Raw genomic sequence first — 19,418 nt, 5'->3', positions numbered from 1 at the left:
AGGGGCTCTCTCCTGCTCACCGCTCCCGGCGCGCGAAGCGGCCCGGGGTGGTGCCGACGATGCGGCGGAAGTGGCGGGTCAGGTGGGACTGGTCGTGGAAGCCGAGGGCGGTGGCGACGGCGGTCGGGGGGTGGCCGTCGAGGAGGAGGTGGCGGGCGCGGTCGATGCGGCGGGTGGTGAGGTACTGGTGCGGGGGCAGGCCGAACGCGGTGGTGAAGGTGCGGACCAGGTGGGCGGGGTGGGCGTGCAGCCGGGTGGCGGCGTCGGCGAGGGTGGTGCGTTCGGTGAGGCGGGCGTCGAGCAGGTCGCGCAGGTCGTGGGCGAGGCCGGACCCGGCGGGTGCCGGGCCGGGGCGCGGGCCCAGCTGGTGGCGGAGGCGTTCGGCGATCAGGGCCAGCCGGCTCTCGGCCTGGAGCTCCTCACCCGGGGTGCCGAGGGCGGCGTGCAGCTGTCCGACCCGGCGCCGCAGCAGCGGGTCGGCGAGGTCGGGCCCGTCCACCGCGGGACCGATCAACTCCCGTCCGATCAGCTCGGGTTCGAGGTAGATCACACGTTTGCGGAAACCGTCCTCGGTGGCCGGTGAGCCGTTGTGCGGGACGTCCGGGGGCAGCAGGCTGACGGTGTCGTGCGGGGTGCCCCGGCGGTGGCGGTCGAGGTCGTAGCGGACGGCGCCGTCGTCGACGATCAGCAGCGTCCAGGAGTCGTGGACGTGCATGGGGTACCGGTGGGCGGTGAAGTGCGCGTGGAACACCTCGACCACGCCGGGGACGCGCGGCCGCCAGGCCGTGGTCTCCTCCGGCGGTGCTGCGGGCATGCGAAGAACGTACAAGACCCGGCGCCGTTGCGGGCGGCACGCTCGGTCCATGGACAACACCTCGACCTCGGTCTCCCCCACTCCGACGACCGTGACCGCCCCCGCGACCGCTCCCGTCCGCTTCGACAGCAAGATCGCCGTGCTGCTCCGCGAGGACCTCGCGCCGTGGCAGCGGCTGAACGTGACGGCCTTCCTGGTGAGCGGGCTGGGCACCGCCGTGCCGGAGTTGATCGGCGAGCCGTACGCGGACGCGGACGGCACCGGCTACCTGCCGATGTTCCGGCAGCCGGTGCTGGTCCTGGAGGGCGGGCGCGAGCTGCTGGCGGGGGCGCACGGGCGGGCGCTGTCCCGGGGGCTGCCGCTGGCGGTGTTCACCGCGGACCTGTTCGCCACCGGCAACGACCGGGACAACCGGGCGGCGGTCCGGGCGGTGCCGACGGCGGCGCTGGACCTGGTCGGCCTGGCCGTGCACGGGCCGCGCAACGCGGTGGACAAGGTGCTCAAGGGGGCCCGGATGCACCCCTGAACGGGCCGAGGGCCCGAACCGCGGCTCGGACCTGCGGCCGGGGCGGTCAGGGGCGGGGCGCGGTGAAGTCGATCGCGGCGGCGGGCAGCACCCGGATGCTGCGCTCGGGGAAGTCCAGGTGCCGGTAGATCTCGTTGTGGTGGGCGATGGCCGCCTCCGGCGGGACGAAGCCGGTCGGCTCGGGGCGGACCGAGGTGGTGTGCCCGTCGGCGACCAGCACCAGGTCGTAGCCGCGGCTGAGGGCCTGGCGGGCGGTGGTCTCCACGCAGTTCTCGGTGGCGAAGCCGGTGACCAGGAGTTCGGTCGCGCCGAGCCGGGCCAGCGTCCCGACCAGGTCGGTGCGCAGGAAGGCGTCCGCGGTGGTCTTGGTCAGCTGCGGCTCCCCGTCCGGCGGCGCCAGGGCGGGCAGCACCTCGCCGCAGCCCCGCTGCCGCACGGTGACGACGGGGACGTGCGCGGCGCGGGCCCGGCGGCCCAGGTCCGCGATGGTGCGGACCGTCCGGTCGGGGCGGTGCATGAAGGGTTCCGTGCCGACCTGCATGTCGATGACGAGGAGGACCGGGCGGTGCGGCGGCGGCCCGCCGTACTGGGCGGCCGTCACGTCCGGCTTCCCGCTCCGGCGGCGGACGGCTCCGGGGCGGGCCGCCGGACGGTGGCCGCGGCCGTGACCCGGGTGCGGCCGGACAGCGCGGCGGCGGCCGCGATCGGGACCGCCAGCAGCGCGAAGGCACCGGTGAACGCCGGGAGCCCGCCGTCCGACAGTACGGAGAGGGTGGTGAACAGGGCCGAGGTCACGGCCAGCACCAGGGTCTGGCCGAGGTTCTGCGAGGTCTGCATCGCGCCGCTCGCGTAGCCCTGCCGGTCGGCCGGGGTGTGCGCGAGCGACAGCAGGGTGAGCGAGGGCGCCGCCAGCCCCATGCCGACGGCGGCCAGCACCATCGAGGACACCGCGACCGCGGGCGGTACGGCCGGGACGGTGCACAGCGCCGCCACCGCCACCGCGACCGCCATGACGGCGGCCCCGACGGCCACCAGCCGGTGCCGGGGCACCCGGTGGTGCAGCCGCCCCTGCACCCAGGAGGACCCGGCCCAGGCGAGCGCCGCCCCGGTGAAGGCCAGCCCCGTCACCGTGCCGGGCACCCGGCGCACCGTGGTGAGCAGCAGCGGGACGAAGGCCTCCAGGGTGAAGTACGCACCGGAGGTCAGCGCGCGCAGCAGCACGGTGGCGGGCAGTCCGTCGGCGGCCCGCCAGGTGCGCGGGGGCAGCAGCCGGGGGGCGAAGGCCACCAGCAGCGCCACGCCGGCCCCGGCGCACAGCAGGTGGAGGACGTCCCAGGCGGTGACGCCGTACTGGGTGAGCGCCGCGGCCACGCTCACCGCCAGCGCGGCGGACGGCGCGGGCCTGCGCACGGCCGGACCGAGTTCCCCGGCCGCTCCCGCTCCCGCCCGCCGGTCGGACCGGCCCGACCGGCCGCGCAGGAGCAGCACCGCGGCCGTGGCGGGGATCGCGGTGAGCCCCGCGAGGGCGTAGAACACCGCCTGCCAGGACCACCACCCGGCCACCAGCCCGGCGAGCGGGGGCCCGACCAGGGACGGCACGATCCAGCAGGCGCTCATCAGGGACAGCACCCGGGCCCGCAGGCGGTCCGGGTAGGACTGTCCGACGGCCGCGTTGACGGACACCGCGACCAGTCCGGCCGCGATGCCGTCGGTGAAGCGGCCCGCGCCCAGCTGCCAGATGGTGGTGCTGGTCGCGGAGACCAGCAGTGTCACCACGGACAGCAGCACTCCGGCGGTCAGCGGCCGTCCGGCCCCGGCGCGGTCGGCCCACGAGCCGCCCAGCACGCCGCCGAGCAGGCTGGCCGCCACGAACGCCCCGGCCACCAGCGGATAGAGGCCGACCCCGTCGAGCTCCCGGGCGGCCACCGGCAGCAGCGGCATCACCGCCATCGCCGCGAACCCGGTCAGGAACATCACCGCGGCGAAGCTCGCCGTGGTGGCCAGGTACGCCCGGGAGAACAGCCCGGGCTCCGGCCCCAGGCCCGGTACGAAGTCCGGCGCGGGAGCCGGGACGGAGACCGGCGCGGGGGCCGGCTCGGGCGGGGACTCTGCGGGTTCACGGGCGTCGCGGGTCACCGGCAGCAAGGTAGGGCCTGATGCCGCACCGGGCCACCGGTTTTCCGGCGGCGGCCGGGGCCCGGTTCCGGGTCAGGCCCGGAGCGAGGCGAGGGTGACCACCGTGATGTCGGACGGGGCGCCGACCCGGACCGGCGGGCCCCAGGCGCCCGCGCCGCGGGTGACGTAGAGCTGGGTGTCGCCGTAGCGCTCCAGGCCCGCGACGGTGGGGTTGGCCAGTTCGGCGAGGTAGTTGCCGGGCCAGAGCTGGCCGCCGTGGGTGTGGCCGGAGAGCTGGAGGTCGACGCCGTGGCGCACGCTGTCGTGGACGGTGACCGGCTGGTGGGCCATCAGCACCGCGGCGCGGGCCCGGTCGCGGTCGCCCAGGGCCCGGTCGTAGTCCGGGCCCTGGCCCTGCGCGGTGCCGGCGATGTCGTTGACCCCGGCCAGGTCGAACCAGGGCAGCTCGACCCGCGCGTTCTCCAGCGGGTGCACGCCCAGCTCGCGGACGAACTCGACCCAGGGCGCGGCGCCGGAGAAGTACTCGTGGTTGCCGGTGACGAAGTACGCCCCGTCCCTGGCCCGCAGGTCGGCCAGCGGGCGGGCGGCCGGGCCGAGTTCGGGGACGGTGCCGTCGACCAGGTCGCCGACCACGGTGACCAGGTCGGGCTGGACGGAGTTGATGGTGTCGACGATCCGCCGGGTGTGCGCCCGGCCGAGGATCGGCCCGAGGTGGATGTCGCTGACCACCGCGATCCGGTAGCCGTGCGCGGCGCGCGGGAGCTTCGCCAGCGGCACCGTCACGTGCTTGAGCCGCGGCCCGCGCAGCACCCCGTACGTCCCGTTGCCGACCACCCCGACGGCCACCGCCGCCGCGCCGCCGGCCACCAGCCGGGAGACGAACAGGCGCCGCGACGCCTCCGCACCGGGCTCGGCGGGCTCGGCGGCCGCGACGGGCTCGGCGGTCTCCACCGGCGGCTGCGCGGCGGGCTCGGGGGTGGCGGGGACGGTGACGGGCGCGGCAGCGGCGGGGGCGGGGGCGGTCGCAACCGTCCGACGGCGGTGGAGGTCGAGGTGGAGGCGGGGGTGGAAGCGGCGGTGGAGGCGGCGCAGCAGGGGCCGCAGCGCCTCGCCGGCCAGCAGGGCGAGCAGGAGGTAGATGCCGACGGCCATCCAGAGGTAGCCGGGCCAGGCGAACCAGCGTTCCACCGCGAGCGGGAAGGCCCGTCCGCCGACCACCGCGAGCAGCATCAGGGCGGGCAGCAGGAAGGCCAGGACGGTGCCGGTGCGACGGTAGCCGCCGCCGGGGCGGGAGACGTCGCGGACCAGCCGCCGCCACAGGTACCAGTGCGCCACCCCGAGCAGCCCGAGGGCCGCCACCGCCATCACCGCGATCATCATCCGGCCAGTATCCGTTCCGGGTGCGCCGGGGCGGACGGCGGGGCGGCGGGAGGTCGACGGCGGGTGGCCGGCCGGATGCGGTGGGTGCCGGTCCGGGTTCGGTTCCCGGTCACCCCCTGTGAGCCCGAGCACATCCGGGGGGTGGTCTACGGCCCCCGGTAGTTGGTGTGCGGCGGATCGCGGGCGCGCGCCCCGCGGGCGGCTGTCGGGCGTGTCGCCGAGGGTAGCGAACGCGCAGGTCAGCGGCGTGCGGGCAGGCGTTCCGGCGGAGGCGGGTTTATGGCCCGGACAGGTCGGGTAAGCCCGGCTTTCTCCGCCCTCGCCGCCGGGTCGACTACTACGGTGCGTAGTTTCGAGGGCCATTGTTCGGGTCTCCGGCGTCTGCCAAGAATGTCCCGTCCGCCAGGCAGTCCGGTCGGTTCGACCGCCGGACTCCCTGCCACCGCGTGCGCCGATCGCGCCCCGGCCGGCCCTCCGGCCGCCGGGCCGGAGGTGCGCTCCGCGTCCCGGTCGGCGGCCACCGTGTCCGTCCGGCCGCCCGGCCCGCGCGAGGAGAGGTCGTCGCCGTGCACCATCGCAGGACCCTGACCCTTTCGGAGAAGCTCCGTCGCCACCGGAACGTCCTGGTGACGGGCATCGCCACGTTCGCCGTCGCCGGTACCGCCACCCTGGCGCTCGCGATGCCGCAGGGCGCGGACTCGGCCGACGCCGCCGCGAACCCGACGCTGGCCGACCGCCCGCAGCTGTCCGCGGACGCCTTCGCCTCGCAGTCCGCCGCCGCGTCGCGGTCCGCGGCGTCGGCGTCCGCCTCGCAGCAGGCGCAGGCCGAGGCCGACGCCGCCGAGGCCGCGTCCGCCTCCGCATCGGCCGAGGCGGAGGCCGCCGCCTCGGCGGCCGCGCAGGCGGCGGCGGAGGCCAGTGCCAGCGCGTCCGCGTCCGCGCAGGCGGAGGCCGACGCCAAGGCGGAGGCCGCCGCGCAGGCCAAGGCGAAGGCCGAGGCCGCGGCGGAGGCGTCCGCGGAGGCCAAGGCCCGGGCGTCCGCGTCCGCGTCCGCCTCGGCGGCGTCCCGCTCGCAGCAGCGCTCGCCGCTGTCCGCCACCGCCTCCCCGTCGGCGACCGGCTCCGGCTCGTCCTCGGCGTCCTCGTCCGCGTCCTCGACGTCCGCGTACAGCGGCACGCCGCAGCAGATCGCAGCGCAGATCGTCCCGGCGGGCCAGCTCCAGTGCTTCTCGAACATCGTGGAGCGGGAGAGCAGCTGGAACGTGCACGCCACCAACGCCTCCTCGGGGGCGTACGGGCTGATGCAGGCGCTGCCGGGTTCGAAGATGGCCTCGGTGGGCGCCGACTGGCGGGACAACCCGGTGACGCAGATCAAGTGGGGCCTGCAGTACATGAACGAGACGTACGGCAGCCCGTGCGCGGCGTGGTCGTTCTGGCAGTCGCACAACTGGTACTGATCCGGTCGGCTGCGGGGCCCGTTCGCACGGCGTCTCCGCAGCTCCACCACGGTGCGTACATCTGACGATACGTCAGCAAGTCACGGCGTTCCGTCCTGTATCCGGACATTTCAGCGCACAGTCATGTCCGTTCGGTGAAGATTTCGCGAACTTCCCATGGCTGGTGTCCGGTATCGATGCTTTGGTGCGGCTTCCGACCTTTGCCTGGAGCTGTCCCCGCCCCTAGCCTCCCCGCCATGGCCCCACCACTGATCACCGTCGTGCTGCCCGCTTACGACGAGCAAGGACAACTGAAGGAGTGTCTCGACTCGCTGCTCGGACAGTCCTTCCGCGAGTTCGAGATCATCGTGGTGCAGACCCCGTCCGAGCACTGCCCCGAGCGGCTGGTCGAGGCGTACGAACTGCGCGACGCCCGGGTGCGGGTGCTGCGGCTGGAGGACGAGACCGGCATCGGGCGGGCCCGGATGGCGGGGGCGGCGCACGCCCGCGGGCAGTACCTGCTGTTCCTGGACGCCGACCACCTGCTGCCGGAGGACGCCTTCGAGGCGATGGACGCCCGGCTCGCCGAGACCGGCGAGGTCGACGTGCTGCTGTTCGGCCACAACCGGGAGTACCGGGGCAAGCTCTGGCCGGGCAACGCGGCCGAACTGCTGGCCACCGTCGGGCCGGCGGTGTTCTCCCCCGCCGAGCGCCCCGAGCTGTTCGGCGCCCCGCCGCTGGTCTGGGACCGGCTGATGCGCAGCGGGACCGTCCCGGCCTTCCCGGACGGCTTCTACGAGGAGATCCCGGCGGTGCACCGCTCGCTGCTGGCCGCCACCCGGGTCGCGGTGCTGGACCGCGAGTGCGTCACCATCCGCCGCCGCCACACCCTGCACCCGGCGGGCAGCGAGGGCGCCAGCCACTTCGACGTGTTCGACCGCTACGAGAGCACCTTCGAACTGCTGGACGCCCAGCCCGCCGAGGCCGAGCCGGTGACCGCCACGGTGCGCCCGCACCTGTTCACCAGGATGATCCGGCACTACCTGTTCGTCTTCGACCTGCCGGGGTGCCTGACCCGGGCCGAGCGCCCGCAGTTCTTCCAACGCGCCGCCGATCACTACAAGCGCTTCCTGCCCAGCGGGTACCGGCGCCCCGAGGGCCGCGAGGGCATCAAGTTCTCGCTGCTGGCCTCGAATTCGTACGCCACCTTCGAGGTCGCCAAGTTCTCCCGGCTGGCGGGCGGCCGCCGCTGAACCGCCGCCGGGCTGCCGCCGAACCGCCGCTGGACCGCCGCTGAGCTGCGGCCGGAACCGTCCCGCCCGCCGGGGCGGTTCCGGCCGGTCGGCGCGGCGAACGACACGGCAGGCACGGTGTCCTGACGCACCGTTCACCCGGCCCGGAGGGTAGAGTCCGTCCCCGCGGACAGTTCGAGTCCGCCCGCGCCCAGCCCACCGCGCCCAGTTCCGTGCACGCGCCCACCGGACCGGAAGGCGAACTCCCCGATGTCCTCCCCTGCTTCCCCGTCGGCGGCCCCGACGCCGGACCCGGCCACCGACCCGTCCGCCGCCGACCCGACCGCGACCTCCGGCGAGCCGAACCCGACGGGTGCCGGCCAACTCCCGCCGCAGCGGCTGCTGTCCGGCTGGACGCTGCTCCTGCTGGGGACGCTGCTGCTGGCCGAGGCGTTCGCCTGCATGGCCGTGCTGATCAGCGTCTGGACGCCGCTCACCACGCTGACCGCCGAACACGCCCCGACCGGCGACCCGATGCCGTGGACGGTGCTCGGCCTCGGCCCCTGGCACCTGACCTCCAACACGGCCATGCTGCTGGCCGTGCTCGCCGCCAGCGGTCTGGGCAGCTTCGTGCACGCCGCCACCTCCTTCGCGACCTACGCGGGCAACCGGCAGCTGCTGCCCAGCTGGCTGCCCTGGTACCTGCTGCGCACCGCGATCGGCGGCGCGCTCGCCCTGCTGGTCTACTTCCTGCTGCGCGGCGGCCTGTTCGCCAACGGCACCGACGGCACGGCCACCAACCCGTACGGCTTCGCCGGGATCGCCGGACTGTGCGGCCTGTTCTCCAAGCAGGCCACCGACAAGCTCCGCGAGGTCTTCGACACCGTCCTGACCACCAAGGACGGCGCGGGCGACGACGAACGCGACGACAAGATCCAGGCCGCCGCCCCCACCGCCCCGGCCCCAGGCCCGGCCCCCGCCACCACCCCCGCCCCGGTCACCGCGTCGCTCGCCCCCTCGGTCGCGCTCCCCCAGCCCGGAGCGGCGGACCCGGCCCTGCCGGTGATCCCGCAGCAGCACACCACCTCCCCCGAGAACTCCTGACCCTCCGTCAACTCCCGCCCAACGGAGGGCTTGTGCCCCCTTCGACGGCCAGCACCGTTCCAGTGAAGGCGAGTTCGACCCGGGCGGCGGCTTCGTGGTCGCCCGCGTGGGCGGCGGCGGTCAGTTCGCCGGGGCGGTGCGGAACTTCTTGCGCCAGGCGAGGGAGACGTACACCAGGGCGATCAGCACCGGGACTTCGATCAGCGGGCCGACCACACCCGCGAGCGCCTGCCCGGAGGTGACGCCGAAGGTGCCGATGGCGACGGCGATGGCGAGTTCGAAGTTGTTTCCGGCGGCGGTGAACGCGAGGGTGGCGGTGCGGTCGTAGCCCAGGCCGAGGCCCCTGCCGAGGGCGAAGGCGCCGAACCACATGAGTGCGAAGTAGGCGAGCAGCGGCAGGGCGATCCGGGCGACGTCCAGCGGCCGGGAGGTGATCGTCCGCCCCTGGAGGGCGAAGAGGATCACGATGGTGAACAGCAGGCCGTACAGCGCCCAGGGGCCGATCTGCGGCAGCAGCTTCGCCTCGTAGCGTGCGCGGCCGAGCCGCTGCTCGCCGAGGCGGCGGGTGAGGTACCCGGCGAGCAGCGGGACGCCGAGGAAGACGACCACGTTGAGGGCGATCCTCCCCGTGGAGACGTCGAGGTGCTCGCCGTTGCCCAGGCCCAGCCGGCCCGGGAGCAGGTCGAGGTAGAACCAGCCCAGCACGCCGAACATGACGACCTGGAAGACGCTGTTGAGCGCGACCAGGACGGCGGCGGCCTCGCGGTCGCCGCACGCCAGGTCGTTCCAGATGATGACCATGGCGATGCAGCGGGCCAGGCCGACGACGATCAGGCCGGTGCGGTACGCGGGCAGGTCGGCCAGGAAGATCCAGGCCAGGGCGAACATCACGGCCGGGCCGACGATCCAGTTGATCACCAGCGAGGAGGCCATGAGCTTCCGGTCGCCGGTGACGGTGTCGAGCCGGTCGTAGCGGACCTTGGCGAGGACCGGGTACATCATCACCAGCAGGCCGAACGCGATGGGCAGCGAGACCCCGCCGACCTCGACCTCCGCCAGGGCGTCGTTCAGGCCGGGGGTCAGCCGGCCCAGCCCGAGGCCGACGGCCATGGCGACGAGGATCCACACCGCCAGGTAGCGGTCGACGAACGACAGCTTCCCGGCGACCGACGCCGCTTCGGCAGGTCCGACGTCCGGGGCGGGCGCGGTGCGGGGCATCAGCAGGACCTCTTCACGTCGGCGTTCGCGCGGGCGGTGGCGGCGAGGTCGGCGAACTGCCCGGACAGGGCCTCCAGCACCTCCGGGCGCAGCCGGTAGTACGTGAAGCGCCCGCACGGCTCGGTGTCCACCACGCCCGCGTCCCGCAGCACCTTGAGGTGGTTGGAGAGGTTGGTCTGGCGGGCGCCGGTCTCCGCCACCAGGTGCGTGGTGCACAGGGTCTCGCGGGCCAGCAGGGTCACGATCTGCAGCCTGAGCGGGTCGGACAGCACGCGCATCACATCAGTGTCGACTGACATCATCATGGACTGATACTTTCACGCCGGACCGGGCCGGTGCCACCACCCTCCCGGGACCGCCCACGTCCCGCATCCCACCCCGTCGCACCGGAAGGCCCCCCATGACCATCGACCCGCCCACGCCCGCGCCGCTCGCCTCCGTGCTGTTCGTCTGCGTCCACAACGCCGGCCGCTCGCAGATGGCGGCCGGGTTCCTCGCCCACCTCGCCGGGGACCGCGTGGAGGTGCGGTCGGCGGGCTCCGCGCCCGGGCACGGGGTGAACCCGGCGGCCGTCGCCGCGATGGCCGAGGTCGGTGTCGACATCTCGACACAGCGGCCCAAGGTGCTCACCGCCGAGGCGGTCGAAGCCTCCGACTACGTCGTCACCATGGGCTGCGGCGACGCCTGCCCGTACTTCCCCGGTCGGCACTACCGGGACTGGCCGCTGGACGACCCGGCCGGGCAGGGCGTCGAGGCCGTCCGCCCGATCCGGGACGCGGTCCGCGCCCGGGTGGAGGAGCTGATCGCCGAGATCGACGGCCGGACCACCGCCTGACCCCCCGTCACTCCCCGCCCGTCACTCCCCTGCCGCCGCGCGCCGCCCGCCGCGCGCCGTCCGCCGGGTGCCGCCGCCCCGGGCTGGGATGATCGGGGCATGGCCTCCGATCTCGCCCGCGCCCTCGCCGCCGCCGTCCGCGGCGAGGTCCGCTTCGACGCCGCCGAGCGCGCCGTGTACGGACAGGACGCGTCGAACTACCGGCAGGTGCCGCGCGGGGTGGTGAAACCGGCCGACCGGGAGGACGTCCGGGAGGCGCTGCGGGTGTGCCGGGAGTACGGGGTGCCGGTGGTGGCGCGCGGGTCGGGGACGAGCATCGGCGGGCAGGCGATCGGGCCGGACGCGGTGGTGCTGGACTTCCGGCGGCACCTGGGGCGGGTCCTGGAGGTCGATCCGGAGCGGCGCACCGCCCGGGTCGAGCCGGGCACGGTGCTGGACGAACTCCAGCGCGCGGCACGGCCGTTCGGGCTGCGCTTCGGCCCGGACCCGTCCACCCACAGCAGGTGCACGATCGGCGGGATGATCGGCAACGACGCCTGCGGTTCGCACTCGCTGGCCTGGGGCCGCACCTCCGACAACCTGCACGCCCTCGACCTGCTGCTGGCCGACGGCACCGAGCTGTCCGTCACCGGCCCGCTGCCGCCCGCCGAGCGGGCCGCGCTGGCCGCCGTCCCGGGCCGGGCGGGCCGGCTGTACCGGGAGTTGCAGGCGCTGGCCGCCGACAACCTGGCGCTGCTGCGCCGGGCGATGCCGGTGCTGCCCCGGCGCGGTTCGGGCTACCCGCTGGACGCGCTGCTGCCCGAGCGCGGCCACGACCTGGTGCGGGCGGTCACCGGCACCGAGGGGACGTGCGCGCTGCTGCTGGGCGCGACGGTGCGGCTGGTGCCGGAACCGGCCGCCCGGGCGCTGGTGGTGGCCGGGTACCCGGACGAGACGGCGGCGGCCGACGCGGTGCCCGCGCTGCTCCCGCTGGCGCCGCTGACCTGCGAGGGCATGGCCGCCGACCTGGTGGCCGCGCTGCTGGCGTCCGGCCCGCGCCCGCCGGTGCTGGACCGGCTGCCGGACGGCGCGTGCTGGCTGTTCCTGGAGACCGGAGGCGCGACGCCCGCCGAAGCCGCCGACCGGGCCCGGCAGTTGGCGGACGCGGTGCGTCGGGAGCGGGCCGCGACGGTCGCGCTGGTGACCGACCCGGGCGAGCAGCGGGCGCTGTGGACGATCCGGGAGGCCGGGGCGGGCATCGTCACCCGGCTACCGCCGGGCCCGGACGGGCGGCCGGGCGGCGCGGCCTGGCCGGGCTGGGAGGACTCCGCCGTCCCGGTCGAGCAACTGGGCTCCTACCTGCGGCAGTTGCGGTCGCTACTGAAGCGGCACGGGCTGCGCGGGGTGCCGTACGGGCACTTCGGCGAGGGCTGCGTGCACCTGCGACTGGACTTCCCGCTGCGCGAACGGCCGCAGGCGTTCCGGGAGTTCATGACGGAGGCGGCCGATCTGGTGGTGGCGCACGGGGGTTCGCTGTCCGGCGAGCACGGCGACGGGCAGGCCCGGGCCGAGCTGCTGCCGCGAATGTTCCCGCCGCAGGTGATCGAGCTGTTCGCCCGGTTCAAGCGGATCTGGGACCCGGACGGCCTGCTGAACCCGGGCCTGCTGGTCGACCCGCGCCCGCTGGACGCCGATCTGCGCTTCCCCGGAAGGGAGTTGCCGCTCACGCTGGCCTACCCGGAGGACGGCGGCAGCCTGCGGTCGGCGGTGCACCGCTGCGTGGGCGTCGGCAAGTGCGTGGACACCTCGTCGGGGGTGATGTGCCCGAGCTACATGGTGACCGGGGAGGAGCGGCACTCGACCCGGGGGCGGGCCCGGCTGCTCGGCGAGATGCTGCGCGGCGAGCTGGTCGCCGACGGCTGGCGCTCGCCCGAGGTGCGCGAGGCGCTCGACCTGTGCCTGGGCTGCAAGGGCTGCGCGAGCGACTGCCCGGTGCACGTGGACATGGCCACCTACCGGTCCGAGTTCCTGTACCACCACTACCGGTTCCGGCCGCGCCCGGCCGCGCACCTGTCGTTCGGCTGGCTGCCGCTGTGGCTGCGGCTGGCCCACCTGGCGCCGCGCGCCGCCAACGCCGTGCTGCGCGGCCGGTTCAGCGCGCCGGTGCTCAAGCGGCTCGGCGGGGTCGACCGGCGCCGCGCGCTGCCCGCGCTGCCGCAGCGGCGGTTCGGCGCCTGGTTCCGCGACCACCGGGCCGCGCACCCGGCGGACCCGGACGCCCCGGCGGTGCTGCTGTGGCCCGACTCGATGTCCGAGCTGCTCGACCCGGCCCCGGCCCGGGCCGCCGTCCTGGTGCTGGAGCGGCTCGGCTTCCGGGTGGTGCTGCCGTCCGGCCCGGTGTGCTGCGGGCTGACCCTGATCGCCAGCGGCCAACTCGGCCTGGCCCGGCGGGTGGTGGCCCGGTCGCTGCGCAACCTGGGCGAACTGCCGCCCGACCTGCCGGTGGTGGGCCTGGAGCCGTCCTGCACGGCCACCCTGCGGGCGGACTGGCCGCGCCTGCTGCCCGGCGCGGCGTCCGAACTCCCGTCCCGGATCAGCACCCTGGCCGAGTTCCTGGACGGGCGGGCGGTGGAGCTCCCGGAGCTGACCGGTCCGGCGATGACCCAGGTGCACTGCCACCAGCACGCCGTCCTCGGCACCGGCGCCGACCGGCGGATCACCGCCCGCCTCGGCCTGGACAACCGCCAACTGGACGCCGGCTGCTGCGGGTTGGCGGGGACGTTCGGCTTCGAGCGCGGCCACTGGGAGGTGTCGGTGGCCGCCGCCGAGCGCGCCCTGCTGCCCGCCGTCCGGGCGGCGGCGCCGGAGACGCTGCTGCTCGCCGACGGTCTCAGCTGCCGCACCCAGCTCACCCAACTGGAGCCCTCCGCCCGGCCGTTGCACCTGGCGGAGGTGCTGCTGCGGGCCTTCGAGGAAGCCGAAGGAGCCCCTGATCACTCGCCCGGGTAGCGGACCCCGATCCGTTCCCGGACGGCGTCCAGGGTGCGCATCACGGACAGCGTGGAGTCCAGCGGCACCAGCGGGGACTCCGTCTCGCCGGCCCGCAGGCAGCGCATCACCTCGGCCGCCTCCGGCCCGTAGCCGTGCCCGGCCTTCGCGGGGGCGGTGAAGACCTCGGGCTCGGCGCCGTCCCGGTGCAGGGTGAACCCGGCCGGGTGGAAGAAGTCCCGGTCGATCTCGATCCGGCCGGTGCTGCCCTGGACGGAGGCGCGCTGGCCGCACTGCACGTCGAGCGAGCAGGACAGCAGCGCGGTCGCGCCGCCCGGGTGGCCGAGCAGGATGCCGGTGTTGGCGTCCACCCCGAGGTCGGTCAGCCGGGCCCAGGCCTGCACCGACTCCGGTGCGCCGAGCAGCAGTTGGGCGAACGCGACGGGGTACACCCCGAGGTCGAGCAGGGCGCCGCCGCCCGCCGCCGGGTCCCACAGCCGGTGGGCCGGGTCCTCCTCCGCGGTGAACCCGAACTCGGCCTGCACGGAACGGACTTCACCGATCGCCCCGTCCGCGGCCAGCTCGGCGATCCGGCGCACCGTCGGGTCCAGGTACGTCCACATCGCCTCCATCAGGAAGACCTCGCGCTTGCGGGCGAGCGCGACCAGCTCGGCGGCCTGGGCGGAGTTCAGCGTGAACGGCTTCTCGCACAGCACCGCCTTGCCCGCCTCCAGCAGCAGCGCGGTCGCGGCGTGGTGCGCGGCGTGCGGGGTCGCCACGTAGACCACGTCGACCTCGGGGTCGGCCGCCAGCTCCTGCCAGCTGCCGTACGCCTGCGCGATGCCGTGCCGCTCGGCGAAGGCCCGGGCGGTCTCCTGCCGCCGCGAGGCCACGGCGAAGGCCTCCGCCCCCGGGACGGCCGCCAGGTCCTCCACGAAGGAGGTGGCGATCCCACCGGTGGCGAGGATCCCCCAGCGGATCGGGCGGTCGGTGATCGGCTGCACGGAATGCTCCTCCGGTCCGGCGGCGGTACGGGCTGCCCCACCCTACCCACCTGGCGAAAGGACACTCCCGGGGGCTCGGGGAACTCTCCGGCAGCCGGGATGCCCCACCAAGGGGCTCGGGGAACGGCGAGTCCGTGACTGCTGGCGGTGCACTGCCGTGGCGCGCATCGGCTTCGGGTTCTGTTACTACGGCCCGAAGCAGCACAAACCTCCGATGGGCTCCGGCCGCCAGCAGCACGGACTCGCCGTTCCCCGAGCCCCCCAATGGCTACTCGCGCGTGACCGCGACCATCGCCGCGTCGTCCGGCAGGCGGCCGCCGACGTGGGCGAGGAGGTCCTCGCACAGGGCGTCCAGCAGGATCGCGGGGGTGTCGGCGGGAAGGGTGGCGGCCCGAACGGGCAGGGGGTAGAAAGTGCCGGCGGTGTCGCGGGCCTCGGTGACGCCGTCGGTGTGGAGCAGCAGGGTGCTGCCGGGCGGGAAGTCGAACTCCTCGGTGCGGCGCTCGACCGGGCCCAGGGCGCTCATGCCGAGCGGCGGGGCGGTGCGGCGCAGCGGCAGCGGGCGGACGCCGGCGGGGGCGAGCAGCAGCGGTGGGGGGTGTCCGCAGTCGGCGATCCGGACGGTGGGGCGGTCGTCGGGGAGGTCGAGGACCAGCGCGGTGGTGAAGTTCTCCTCGACATCCTGAACGTCCGGGCCGCCCTGACCGTCCTGACCGCTGGCGGCGAGTTCGGCGAGGTGGCGGCGGTAGGAGACTTCGAGCGCGTCGGCGAGCGCCCCGGGGTCCTCGTGCTGGTGGGCGAGTTCGCGGAACGCGCCGAGCAGCGCGGCGGCGTCGCCGACGGCGGCCAGGCCCTTGCCCCGGACGTCGCCGATCAGCAGGCGGGTGGCGTGCGGGGTGCGGACGGCGGCGTACAGGTCGCCGCCGACGTTGGCCTCGTCGTCGGCGGCGAGGTAGCGGGTGGCGATCCGCAGCGGCCCGGCGCGGTCGGGGAGCGGTCGCATCATGACGCGCTGGACGGCGTCGGAGACGGTGCGGACCCGGTCGAGTTCGCGGCCGTGGCGTTCGCGGATGCGGGTGTAGGCGACGATGACGCAGGTCACCACGGTGAGCGCGGCCAGCTGGGCCTGGTGGTTGGAGGTGAACAGGCCGCCGTGCAGGACGGCGATGACGGCCTGGGCGATCAGGGCGAGGACGCCGATGAGGACGGTCAGCCGGGTGCCCGCGAAGGACGGGGTGATGGCGGGGGCGACGACCAGCAGCGGGCCGAGGTGGATGTTCGGGGAGAGCGAGATGTCGAGGGCGGAGATCAGCACGATCAGGCCGAGCGGCAGCAGCACCATCAGGTGTCCGGTACGCCACTCGCCCAGCAGGCCCGCCAGTCTCCGCCGCACTCCCACCCCACCACCATGCCCCGCGGACGCCGCCCCCACGACCCGGTGCACGCTGCGCGCACGGATCGCGACACTGCGCCACCGGAGGTGCCGCCCGGCGGCCGAACCGGCAAGCGCGCCGACAGTCCGACCGGCAGTCGAGTCAAATCCCTACCCGACGGTCGTACCGGGCAGTAGCCTCCCCTGGTCGATCCGTTCCCGGTCCATCGCCGCCTGGAGGTTCCGTGCGCCCGATCGCGCGCCGCCGCACGCTCGTCGCCGCCGCTCTCACCGCCCTGGCGCTCGCCGCCGCGGGCGCCGTCCCCGCCGCGGCACAGGACGCGGCGCACGGACCGGGCGGGCACGGGCCGGGCGGGCACGGCAGGCCCGACGACCGGGGGCGCACCGCGTACTACCTGGCGCTGGGCGACTCGCTGGCGGCGGGCTACCAGTCGACGCCGGACGGCGGGCACGTGGTGGGCCGGGGCTACGCGCAGGACCTGGCCCGGACGCTGGGGTCGCGGGCCGCCCGGGGCCACCGGCCCTTCGAGTTCACCGACCTGGGCTGCCCGGGCGAGACCACCGGCACCATGGCGGACGGCGGCTGCCCGTACCCGCACTCCTTCACCGGCTCCCAACTGGCGGCGGCCGTCTCCTACTTGAAGGCGCACCGGAAGGACGAGGTGCTGGTGACCATCGACATCGGCGCCAACGACGTGCAGCGCTGCGCCTCCGGCGGCTCGCTGGACCTGCCGTGCGCGGTGAACGGCATCGAGCAGGTCCGCACCGGGCTGGACCGGATCCTGGGCGAGCTGCGGGCGGCGGCCGGCCCGCGCACCCGGATCGTCGGGATGAACCTGTACGACCCCTTCCTGGCCGCCTGGGTGACCGGCGAGCAGGGCCGGGAACTGGCCACCGCCTCGGTGCGGTTGAGCGGTTCGCTGAACGACGCGATCGAGGGCGTGGACGCCCGCCACCACGTCCCGACGGCCGACGTCGCGGGCGCCTTCGCCACCGGGTCCTTCGAGCCCACGGTGCCGCTGGGCGACCAGCAGGTGCCGCTGAACGTGGCCCGGATCCTGCAGTGGACCAACATGGCGCGCGGTGACATCCACGCCAACGACGCCGGCTACCAGGTGATCGCGGACGCGTTCCTGGCCAAGCTGCCCAAGTGCTACCTGAACTGACGGACGGTCAGGTGGCGGCGAGCAGGAAGTCCTCGCCGGTGGAGGGCCGCAGGCCGTCCGGGCGGCCGGTGAACCAGCGCTCGGCGAGGGCCCGGCCGGGCAGGTGCCGAGCCTGCCGGAAGCCGCTCTCCCGGGCGAGCGCCGGCATCCGTTCGGGGGCGTAGAGGCTCCGGAACGGGGTGCCGGCCCGGCTCGCGCCCTCGGTGCTGGTGCGCAGGCCCGGCCGGTCGGCGTCCAGGTGCAGGGCGCGCCACAGTGCCGTCCGCACCGCCGTGTCGTCGGGCTCCGCCGGATCGGTCGGGCCCGTTCCGTTCACGCCCTTCGCGTCGCCCCTCCCGTCACTTCGCGGGTGCCTGCAGGGTCCACTCGCGGCCGTCGGGGTCGCGGACGGTCGCCTCCCGCGTCCCGTAGTGGGTGTCCTCGAACGGGGTGAGCAGCTCGACGCCGGGGCCGGGCCGGTAGGCGTCGGCGTCCGGCACCCGGAGGACGATCCCGGTCCGCGGCTGCTCGCTCTCCGGGACCTCGGCGATGAACAGGTACGGCCCGTCGCCGTTGCGCAGCTGCCCCGAGGCGTGGTCGGCCTCGAAGTCCAGCCGGTAGCCCAGCGACTGGAAGAACCCGGCCGCCCGCCCCCAGCTGTGGGTGGTCAGGAACACGGCCTCGATGCCTTCGGTCGACACGGTCAACCCTCCTCCCCCGACCGGTCGGCGGCGGGGTCAGCGGGCGGTGACGGCGGTGACGAACTCGGCGAGCCGCTCCTGCGAGAGGTGGCGGGCGATGTCGGCCTCGCTGATCATGCCGACCAGCTCGTGCTCGGGGTGGTTGATCACCGGTAGGCGGCGCACCCGGTGCTCCTCCATGGCCTCCAGGACGAGGTCCGCCTCCTCGTCCTCCTCGATCACCGTCGGGCGTCCGAGGGCGAGTTCGACGCAGCGCACGGCGGCGGGGTCGCGCCCCTCGGCGACGCACTTGAGGACGATGTCGCGGTCGGTGAGGATGCCCAGCAACTGCTGCTTCTCGCCGCAGATCGGCAGCGCGCCGACGCCCCGGTCGCGCATGAGCCGGGCGGCCTCGGCGAGCGTCTGCTCGCCGGTGACGCACTCCGCTCCGGGGTGCATGATCTCTTTCGCGGTCGTCATGGCCGGACCTCCCGGGGTGGCTGGCGCACGGCGCTCCGTGCACGGTGCGTCCGTTCCCTCCATGCTCGCCCCGGGGCTGGGCGGGGCGCCACCGCTGGGGGCGGGCGGTCAGGCCGCGTGCGGCGGTGCGACCCGCAACGGCCCCGCCCCGTCGGTGGGTTCGAGGTCGGTGGCGACCTCCGGGAGCTCCAGCTGTTCGACGCCCCGGTCCTCGACCTCCCGGTCCTCGACGGCGCCGTCCGGGCGGATCGCCTCAACCACCTGCGCGGCCTCGGCGGCCTGGGCGGAGGCGCGCTGGGTGGAGCTCTCCAGGAAGCGCAGCAGTTCCACCGGGAACGGCAGCACCAGGGTGGAGTTCTTCTCCGCGGCGACCTCCACCACGGTCTGCAGCAGCCGCAGTTGGAGCGCGGCCGGTGTCGCGGACATCACCTTGGCGGCCTCCGAGAGCCGCGCGGACGCCTGGAACTCGCCGTCCGCGGTGATGATCCGGGCCCGCCGCTCCCGGTCGGCCTCGGCCTGCCGGGCCATCGAGCGCTTCATCGACTCGGGCAGCGCCACGTCCTTGATCTCGACCCGGTCGATCTGGATGCCCCAGTCCAGCGCCGGGCTGTCCAGCATCAGTTCGAGCCCCTGGTTGATCGGCTCCCGGTTGGCCAGCAGGTCGTCCAGCTCGCTCTTGCCGATGATCGAGCGCAGCGAGGTCTGCGCGACCTGCGACATCGCGAAGCCGTAGTCCTGGACGTCGACGATCGCCTTCACCGGGTCGACCACCTTGAAGTACACCACCGCGTCCACCCGGACGGTCACGTTGTCCCGGGTGATGCCCTCCTGCCCGGGGATCGGCATCGTGACGGTCTGCACGTTCACCCGCCGCAGCCGGTCCGCCACCGGCCGGATCCGGGCCAGCCCCGGGCCGCGCACCTCGTCCAGCACCCGGCCGAACCGGAACACCACCCCGCGCTGCGTCTGCTGGACCAGCCGCACGCTCAGGCCGGCGTACACCGCCAGCACCACCAGCAGCGCGATCAACGCGCCGACCACGACCATCGCCGTCACCTCGACCCGATC

General features: G+C 75.0%; 19 protein-coding genes. 7 read left to right on the top strand and 12 right to left on the bottom strand.

Annotated elements, in window-relative coordinates; translation table 11 throughout:
- Window positions 1-16: 16 nt before the first annotated feature.
- Window positions 17-814, bottom strand: a complete 798-nt coding sequence (locus HUT16_RS35740; protein WP_254898161.1) for an AraC family transcriptional regulator — start codon at window positions 812-814, stop codon at window positions 17-19.
- Window positions 815-863: 49 nt separating this feature from the next.
- Between HUT16_RS35740 and HUT16_RS35735 the strand changes: the two genes are divergently transcribed.
- Window positions 864-1,340: a DUF2000 domain-containing protein gene (locus HUT16_RS35735; RefSeq protein ID WP_254898160.1), complete on the top strand. Its 477-nt coding sequence runs from the start codon at window positions 864-866 to the stop codon at window positions 1,338-1,340.
- A gap of 46 nt (window positions 1,341-1,386) precedes the next feature.
- Here HUT16_RS35735 and HUT16_RS35730 read toward each other — a convergent pair whose 3' ends face one another.
- The 3 genes from HUT16_RS35730 to HUT16_RS35720 all read right to left on the bottom strand — a co-directional run bounded on the left by HUT16_RS35730 (window position 1,387) and on the right by HUT16_RS35720 (window position 4,856).
- A complete protein-coding gene (locus HUT16_RS35730) occupies window positions 1,387-1,941 on the bottom strand; it encodes an isochorismatase family protein (RefSeq protein WP_303392124.1) in 555 nt (184 codons plus the stop codon).
- Complete coding sequence (locus tag HUT16_RS35725; RefSeq protein ID WP_176193044.1) at window positions 1,938-3,314, bottom strand: MFS transporter; 1,377 nt, start codon at window positions 3,312-3,314, stop codon at window positions 1,938-1,940. Before HUT16_RS35725 ends, HUT16_RS35730 begins: the two co-directional genes overlap by 4 nt.
- 234 nt (window positions 3,315-3,548) lie before the next feature.
- Window positions 3,549-4,856 carry a metallophosphoesterase gene (locus HUT16_RS35720; RefSeq protein ID WP_176192145.1) on the bottom strand — a complete coding sequence of 436 codons (1,308 nt, stop codon included), beginning with the start codon at window positions 4,854-4,856 and terminating at the stop codon, window positions 3,549-3,551.
- 566 nt (window positions 4,857-5,422) lie between these two features.
- Between HUT16_RS35720 and HUT16_RS35715 the strand changes: the two genes are divergently transcribed.
- The 3 genes from HUT16_RS35715 (at window position 5,423) to HUT16_RS35705 (ending at window position 8,628) form a co-directional block, all read left to right on the top strand.
- Window positions 5,423-6,313: a lytic transglycosylase domain-containing protein gene (locus HUT16_RS35715; protein WP_176192144.1), complete on the top strand. Its 891-nt coding sequence runs from the start codon at window positions 5,423-5,425 to the stop codon at window positions 6,311-6,313.
- 236 nt (window positions 6,314-6,549) lie between these two features.
- Window positions 6,550-7,545, top strand: coding sequence for a glycosyltransferase family A protein (locus HUT16_RS35710; protein ID WP_176192143.1), 996 nt, complete (start codon window positions 6,550-6,552; stop codon window positions 7,543-7,545).
- A 249-nt stretch (window positions 7,546-7,794) separates the two neighbouring features.
- Complete coding sequence (locus tag HUT16_RS35705) at window positions 7,795-8,628, top strand: hypothetical protein (RefSeq protein ID WP_176192142.1); 834 nt, start codon at window positions 7,795-7,797, stop codon at window positions 8,626-8,628.
- 120 nt (window positions 8,629-8,748) lie between these two features.
- Here HUT16_RS35705 and arsB read toward each other — a convergent pair whose 3' ends face one another.
- Together arsB and HUT16_RS35695 are read right to left on the bottom strand one after the other, a co-directional pair.
- On the bottom strand, window positions 8,749-9,846 hold the full coding sequence (gene arsB, locus HUT16_RS35700) for an ACR3 family arsenite efflux transporter (RefSeq protein WP_176192141.1): 1,098 nt from the start codon (window positions 9,844-9,846) through the stop codon (window positions 8,749-8,751).
- Complete coding sequence (locus HUT16_RS35695) at window positions 9,846-10,151, bottom strand: helix-turn-helix transcriptional regulator (RefSeq protein ID WP_176192140.1); 306 nt, start codon at window positions 10,149-10,151, stop codon at window positions 9,846-9,848. Before HUT16_RS35695 ends, arsB begins: the two co-directional genes overlap by 1 nt.
- A gap of 95 nt (window positions 10,152-10,246) precedes the next feature.
- On the opposite strand from HUT16_RS35695, the gene HUT16_RS35690 reads away from it, so the two are divergent.
- Together HUT16_RS35690 and HUT16_RS35685 are read left to right on the top strand one after the other, a co-directional pair.
- Entirely contained in the window at window positions 10,247-10,681 is a 435-nt protein-coding gene (locus HUT16_RS35690) for an arsenate reductase ArsC (RefSeq protein WP_176192139.1), read from the top strand.
- Window positions 10,682-10,780: 99 nt separating this feature from the next.
- Window positions 10,781-13,669, top strand: a complete 2,889-nt coding sequence (locus HUT16_RS35685) for an FAD-binding and (Fe-S)-binding domain-containing protein (protein ID WP_176192138.1) — start codon at window positions 10,781-10,783, stop codon at window positions 13,667-13,669.
- Here the strand turns inward: HUT16_RS35685 and HUT16_RS35680 are convergent.
- Both HUT16_RS35680 and HUT16_RS35675 read right to left on the bottom strand, forming a co-directional pair.
- Window positions 13,654-14,652 carry a Gfo/Idh/MocA family protein gene (locus tag HUT16_RS35680; protein ID WP_176192137.1) on the bottom strand — a complete coding sequence of 333 codons (999 nt, stop codon included), beginning with the start codon at window positions 14,650-14,652 and terminating at the stop codon, window positions 13,654-13,656. The two genes, HUT16_RS35685 and HUT16_RS35680, sit on opposite strands and share 16 nt — an antisense overlap.
- A gap of 268 nt (window positions 14,653-14,920) precedes the next feature.
- Window positions 14,921-16,045 carry a PP2C family protein-serine/threonine phosphatase gene (locus HUT16_RS35675; RefSeq protein WP_254898159.1) on the bottom strand — a complete coding sequence of 375 codons (1,125 nt, stop codon included), beginning with the start codon at window positions 16,043-16,045 and terminating at the stop codon, window positions 14,921-14,923.
- A gap of 224 nt (window positions 16,046-16,269) precedes the next feature.
- On the opposite strand from HUT16_RS35675, the gene HUT16_RS35670 reads away from it, so the two are divergent.
- A complete protein-coding gene (locus HUT16_RS35670; protein ID WP_176192136.1) occupies window positions 16,270-17,211 on the top strand; it encodes an SGNH/GDSL hydrolase family protein in 942 nt (313 codons plus the stop codon).
- Window positions 17,212-17,218: 7 nt separating this feature from the next.
- Here the strand turns inward: HUT16_RS35670 and HUT16_RS35665 are convergent, their stop codons facing one another.
- The 4 genes from HUT16_RS35665 to HUT16_RS35650 form a co-directional block, all read right to left on the bottom strand.
- Entirely contained in the window at window positions 17,219-17,527 is a 309-nt protein-coding gene (locus HUT16_RS35665) for a hypothetical protein (RefSeq protein WP_176192135.1), read from the bottom strand.
- Between the two features lie 22 nt (window positions 17,528-17,549).
- Window positions 17,550-17,891 carry a VOC family protein gene (locus tag HUT16_RS35660; protein ID WP_176192134.1) on the bottom strand — a complete coding sequence of 114 codons (342 nt, stop codon included), beginning with the start codon at window positions 17,889-17,891 and terminating at the stop codon, window positions 17,550-17,552.
- Between the two features lie 36 nt (window positions 17,892-17,927).
- Window positions 17,928-18,350 carry a CBS domain-containing protein gene (locus HUT16_RS35655; RefSeq protein ID WP_176192133.1) on the bottom strand — a complete coding sequence of 141 codons (423 nt, stop codon included), beginning with the start codon at window positions 18,348-18,350 and terminating at the stop codon, window positions 17,928-17,930.
- 108 nt (window positions 18,351-18,458) lie between these two features.
- The gene (locus HUT16_RS35650; protein ID WP_176192132.1) at window positions 18,459-19,397 is read right to left on the bottom strand and encodes a slipin family protein; all 939 of its coding nucleotides are present in this window, start codon (window positions 19,395-19,397) and stop codon (window positions 18,459-18,461) included.
- Window positions 19,398-19,418: the final 21 nt, after the last annotated feature.

The sequence above is a fragment of the Kitasatospora sp. NA04385 genome (genome assembly GCF_013364235.1).
GTDB lineage: Bacteria > Actinomycetota > Actinomycetes > Streptomycetales > Streptomycetaceae > Kitasatospora.
The sequence above is the reverse complement of the archived record's forward strand: the minus strand, read 5'-3'. Positions and strand labels throughout refer to the sequence as shown.

What these genes read in the sequence shown, in the direction of transcription:
- HUT16_RS35710 (WP_176192143.1), top strand. Translation starts at nt 6,550, where the DNA reads ATGGCCCCACCACTGATCACCGTCGTGCTGCCCGCTTACGACGAGCAA.
- HUT16_RS35695 (WP_176192140.1), bottom strand. Translation starts at nt 10,151, where the DNA reads ATGATGATGTCAGTCGACACTGATGTGATGCGCGTGCTGTCCGACCCG.
- HUT16_RS35690 (WP_176192139.1), top strand. Translation starts at nt 10,247, where the DNA reads ATGACCATCGACCCGCCCACGCCCGCGCCGCTCGCCTCCGTGCTGTTC.
- HUT16_RS35725 (WP_176193044.1), bottom strand. Translation starts at nt 3,314, where the DNA reads ATGTTCCTGACCGGGTTCGCGGCGATGGCGGTGATGCCGCTGCTGCCG.
- HUT16_RS35740 (WP_254898161.1), bottom strand. Translation starts at nt 814, where the DNA reads ATGCCCGCAGCACCGCCGGAGGAGACCACGGCCTGGCGGCCGCGCGTC.
- HUT16_RS35685 (WP_176192138.1), top strand. Translation starts at nt 10,781, where the DNA reads ATGGCCTCCGATCTCGCCCGCGCCCTCGCCGCCGCCGTCCGCGGCGAG.
- HUT16_RS35650 (WP_176192132.1), bottom strand. Translation starts at nt 19,397, where the DNA reads ATGGTCGTGGTCGGCGCGTTGATCGCGCTGCTGGTGGTGCTGGCGGTG.
- HUT16_RS35705 (WP_176192142.1), top strand. Translation starts at nt 7,795, where the DNA reads ATGTCCTCCCCTGCTTCCCCGTCGGCGGCCCCGACGCCGGACCCGGCC.
- HUT16_RS35735 (WP_254898160.1), top strand. Translation starts at nt 864, where the DNA reads ATGGACAACACCTCGACCTCGGTCTCCCCCACTCCGACGACCGTGACC.
- HUT16_RS35655 (WP_176192133.1), bottom strand. Translation starts at nt 18,350, where the DNA reads ATGACGACCGCGAAAGAGATCATGCACCCCGGAGCGGAGTGCGTCACC.
- HUT16_RS35720 (WP_176192145.1), bottom strand. Translation starts at nt 4,856, where the DNA reads ATGATGATCGCGGTGATGGCGGTGGCGGCCCTCGGGCTGCTCGGGGTG.
- arsB (WP_176192141.1), bottom strand. Translation starts at nt 9,846, where the DNA reads ATGCCCCGCACCGCGCCCGCCCCGGACGTCGGACCTGCCGAAGCGGCG.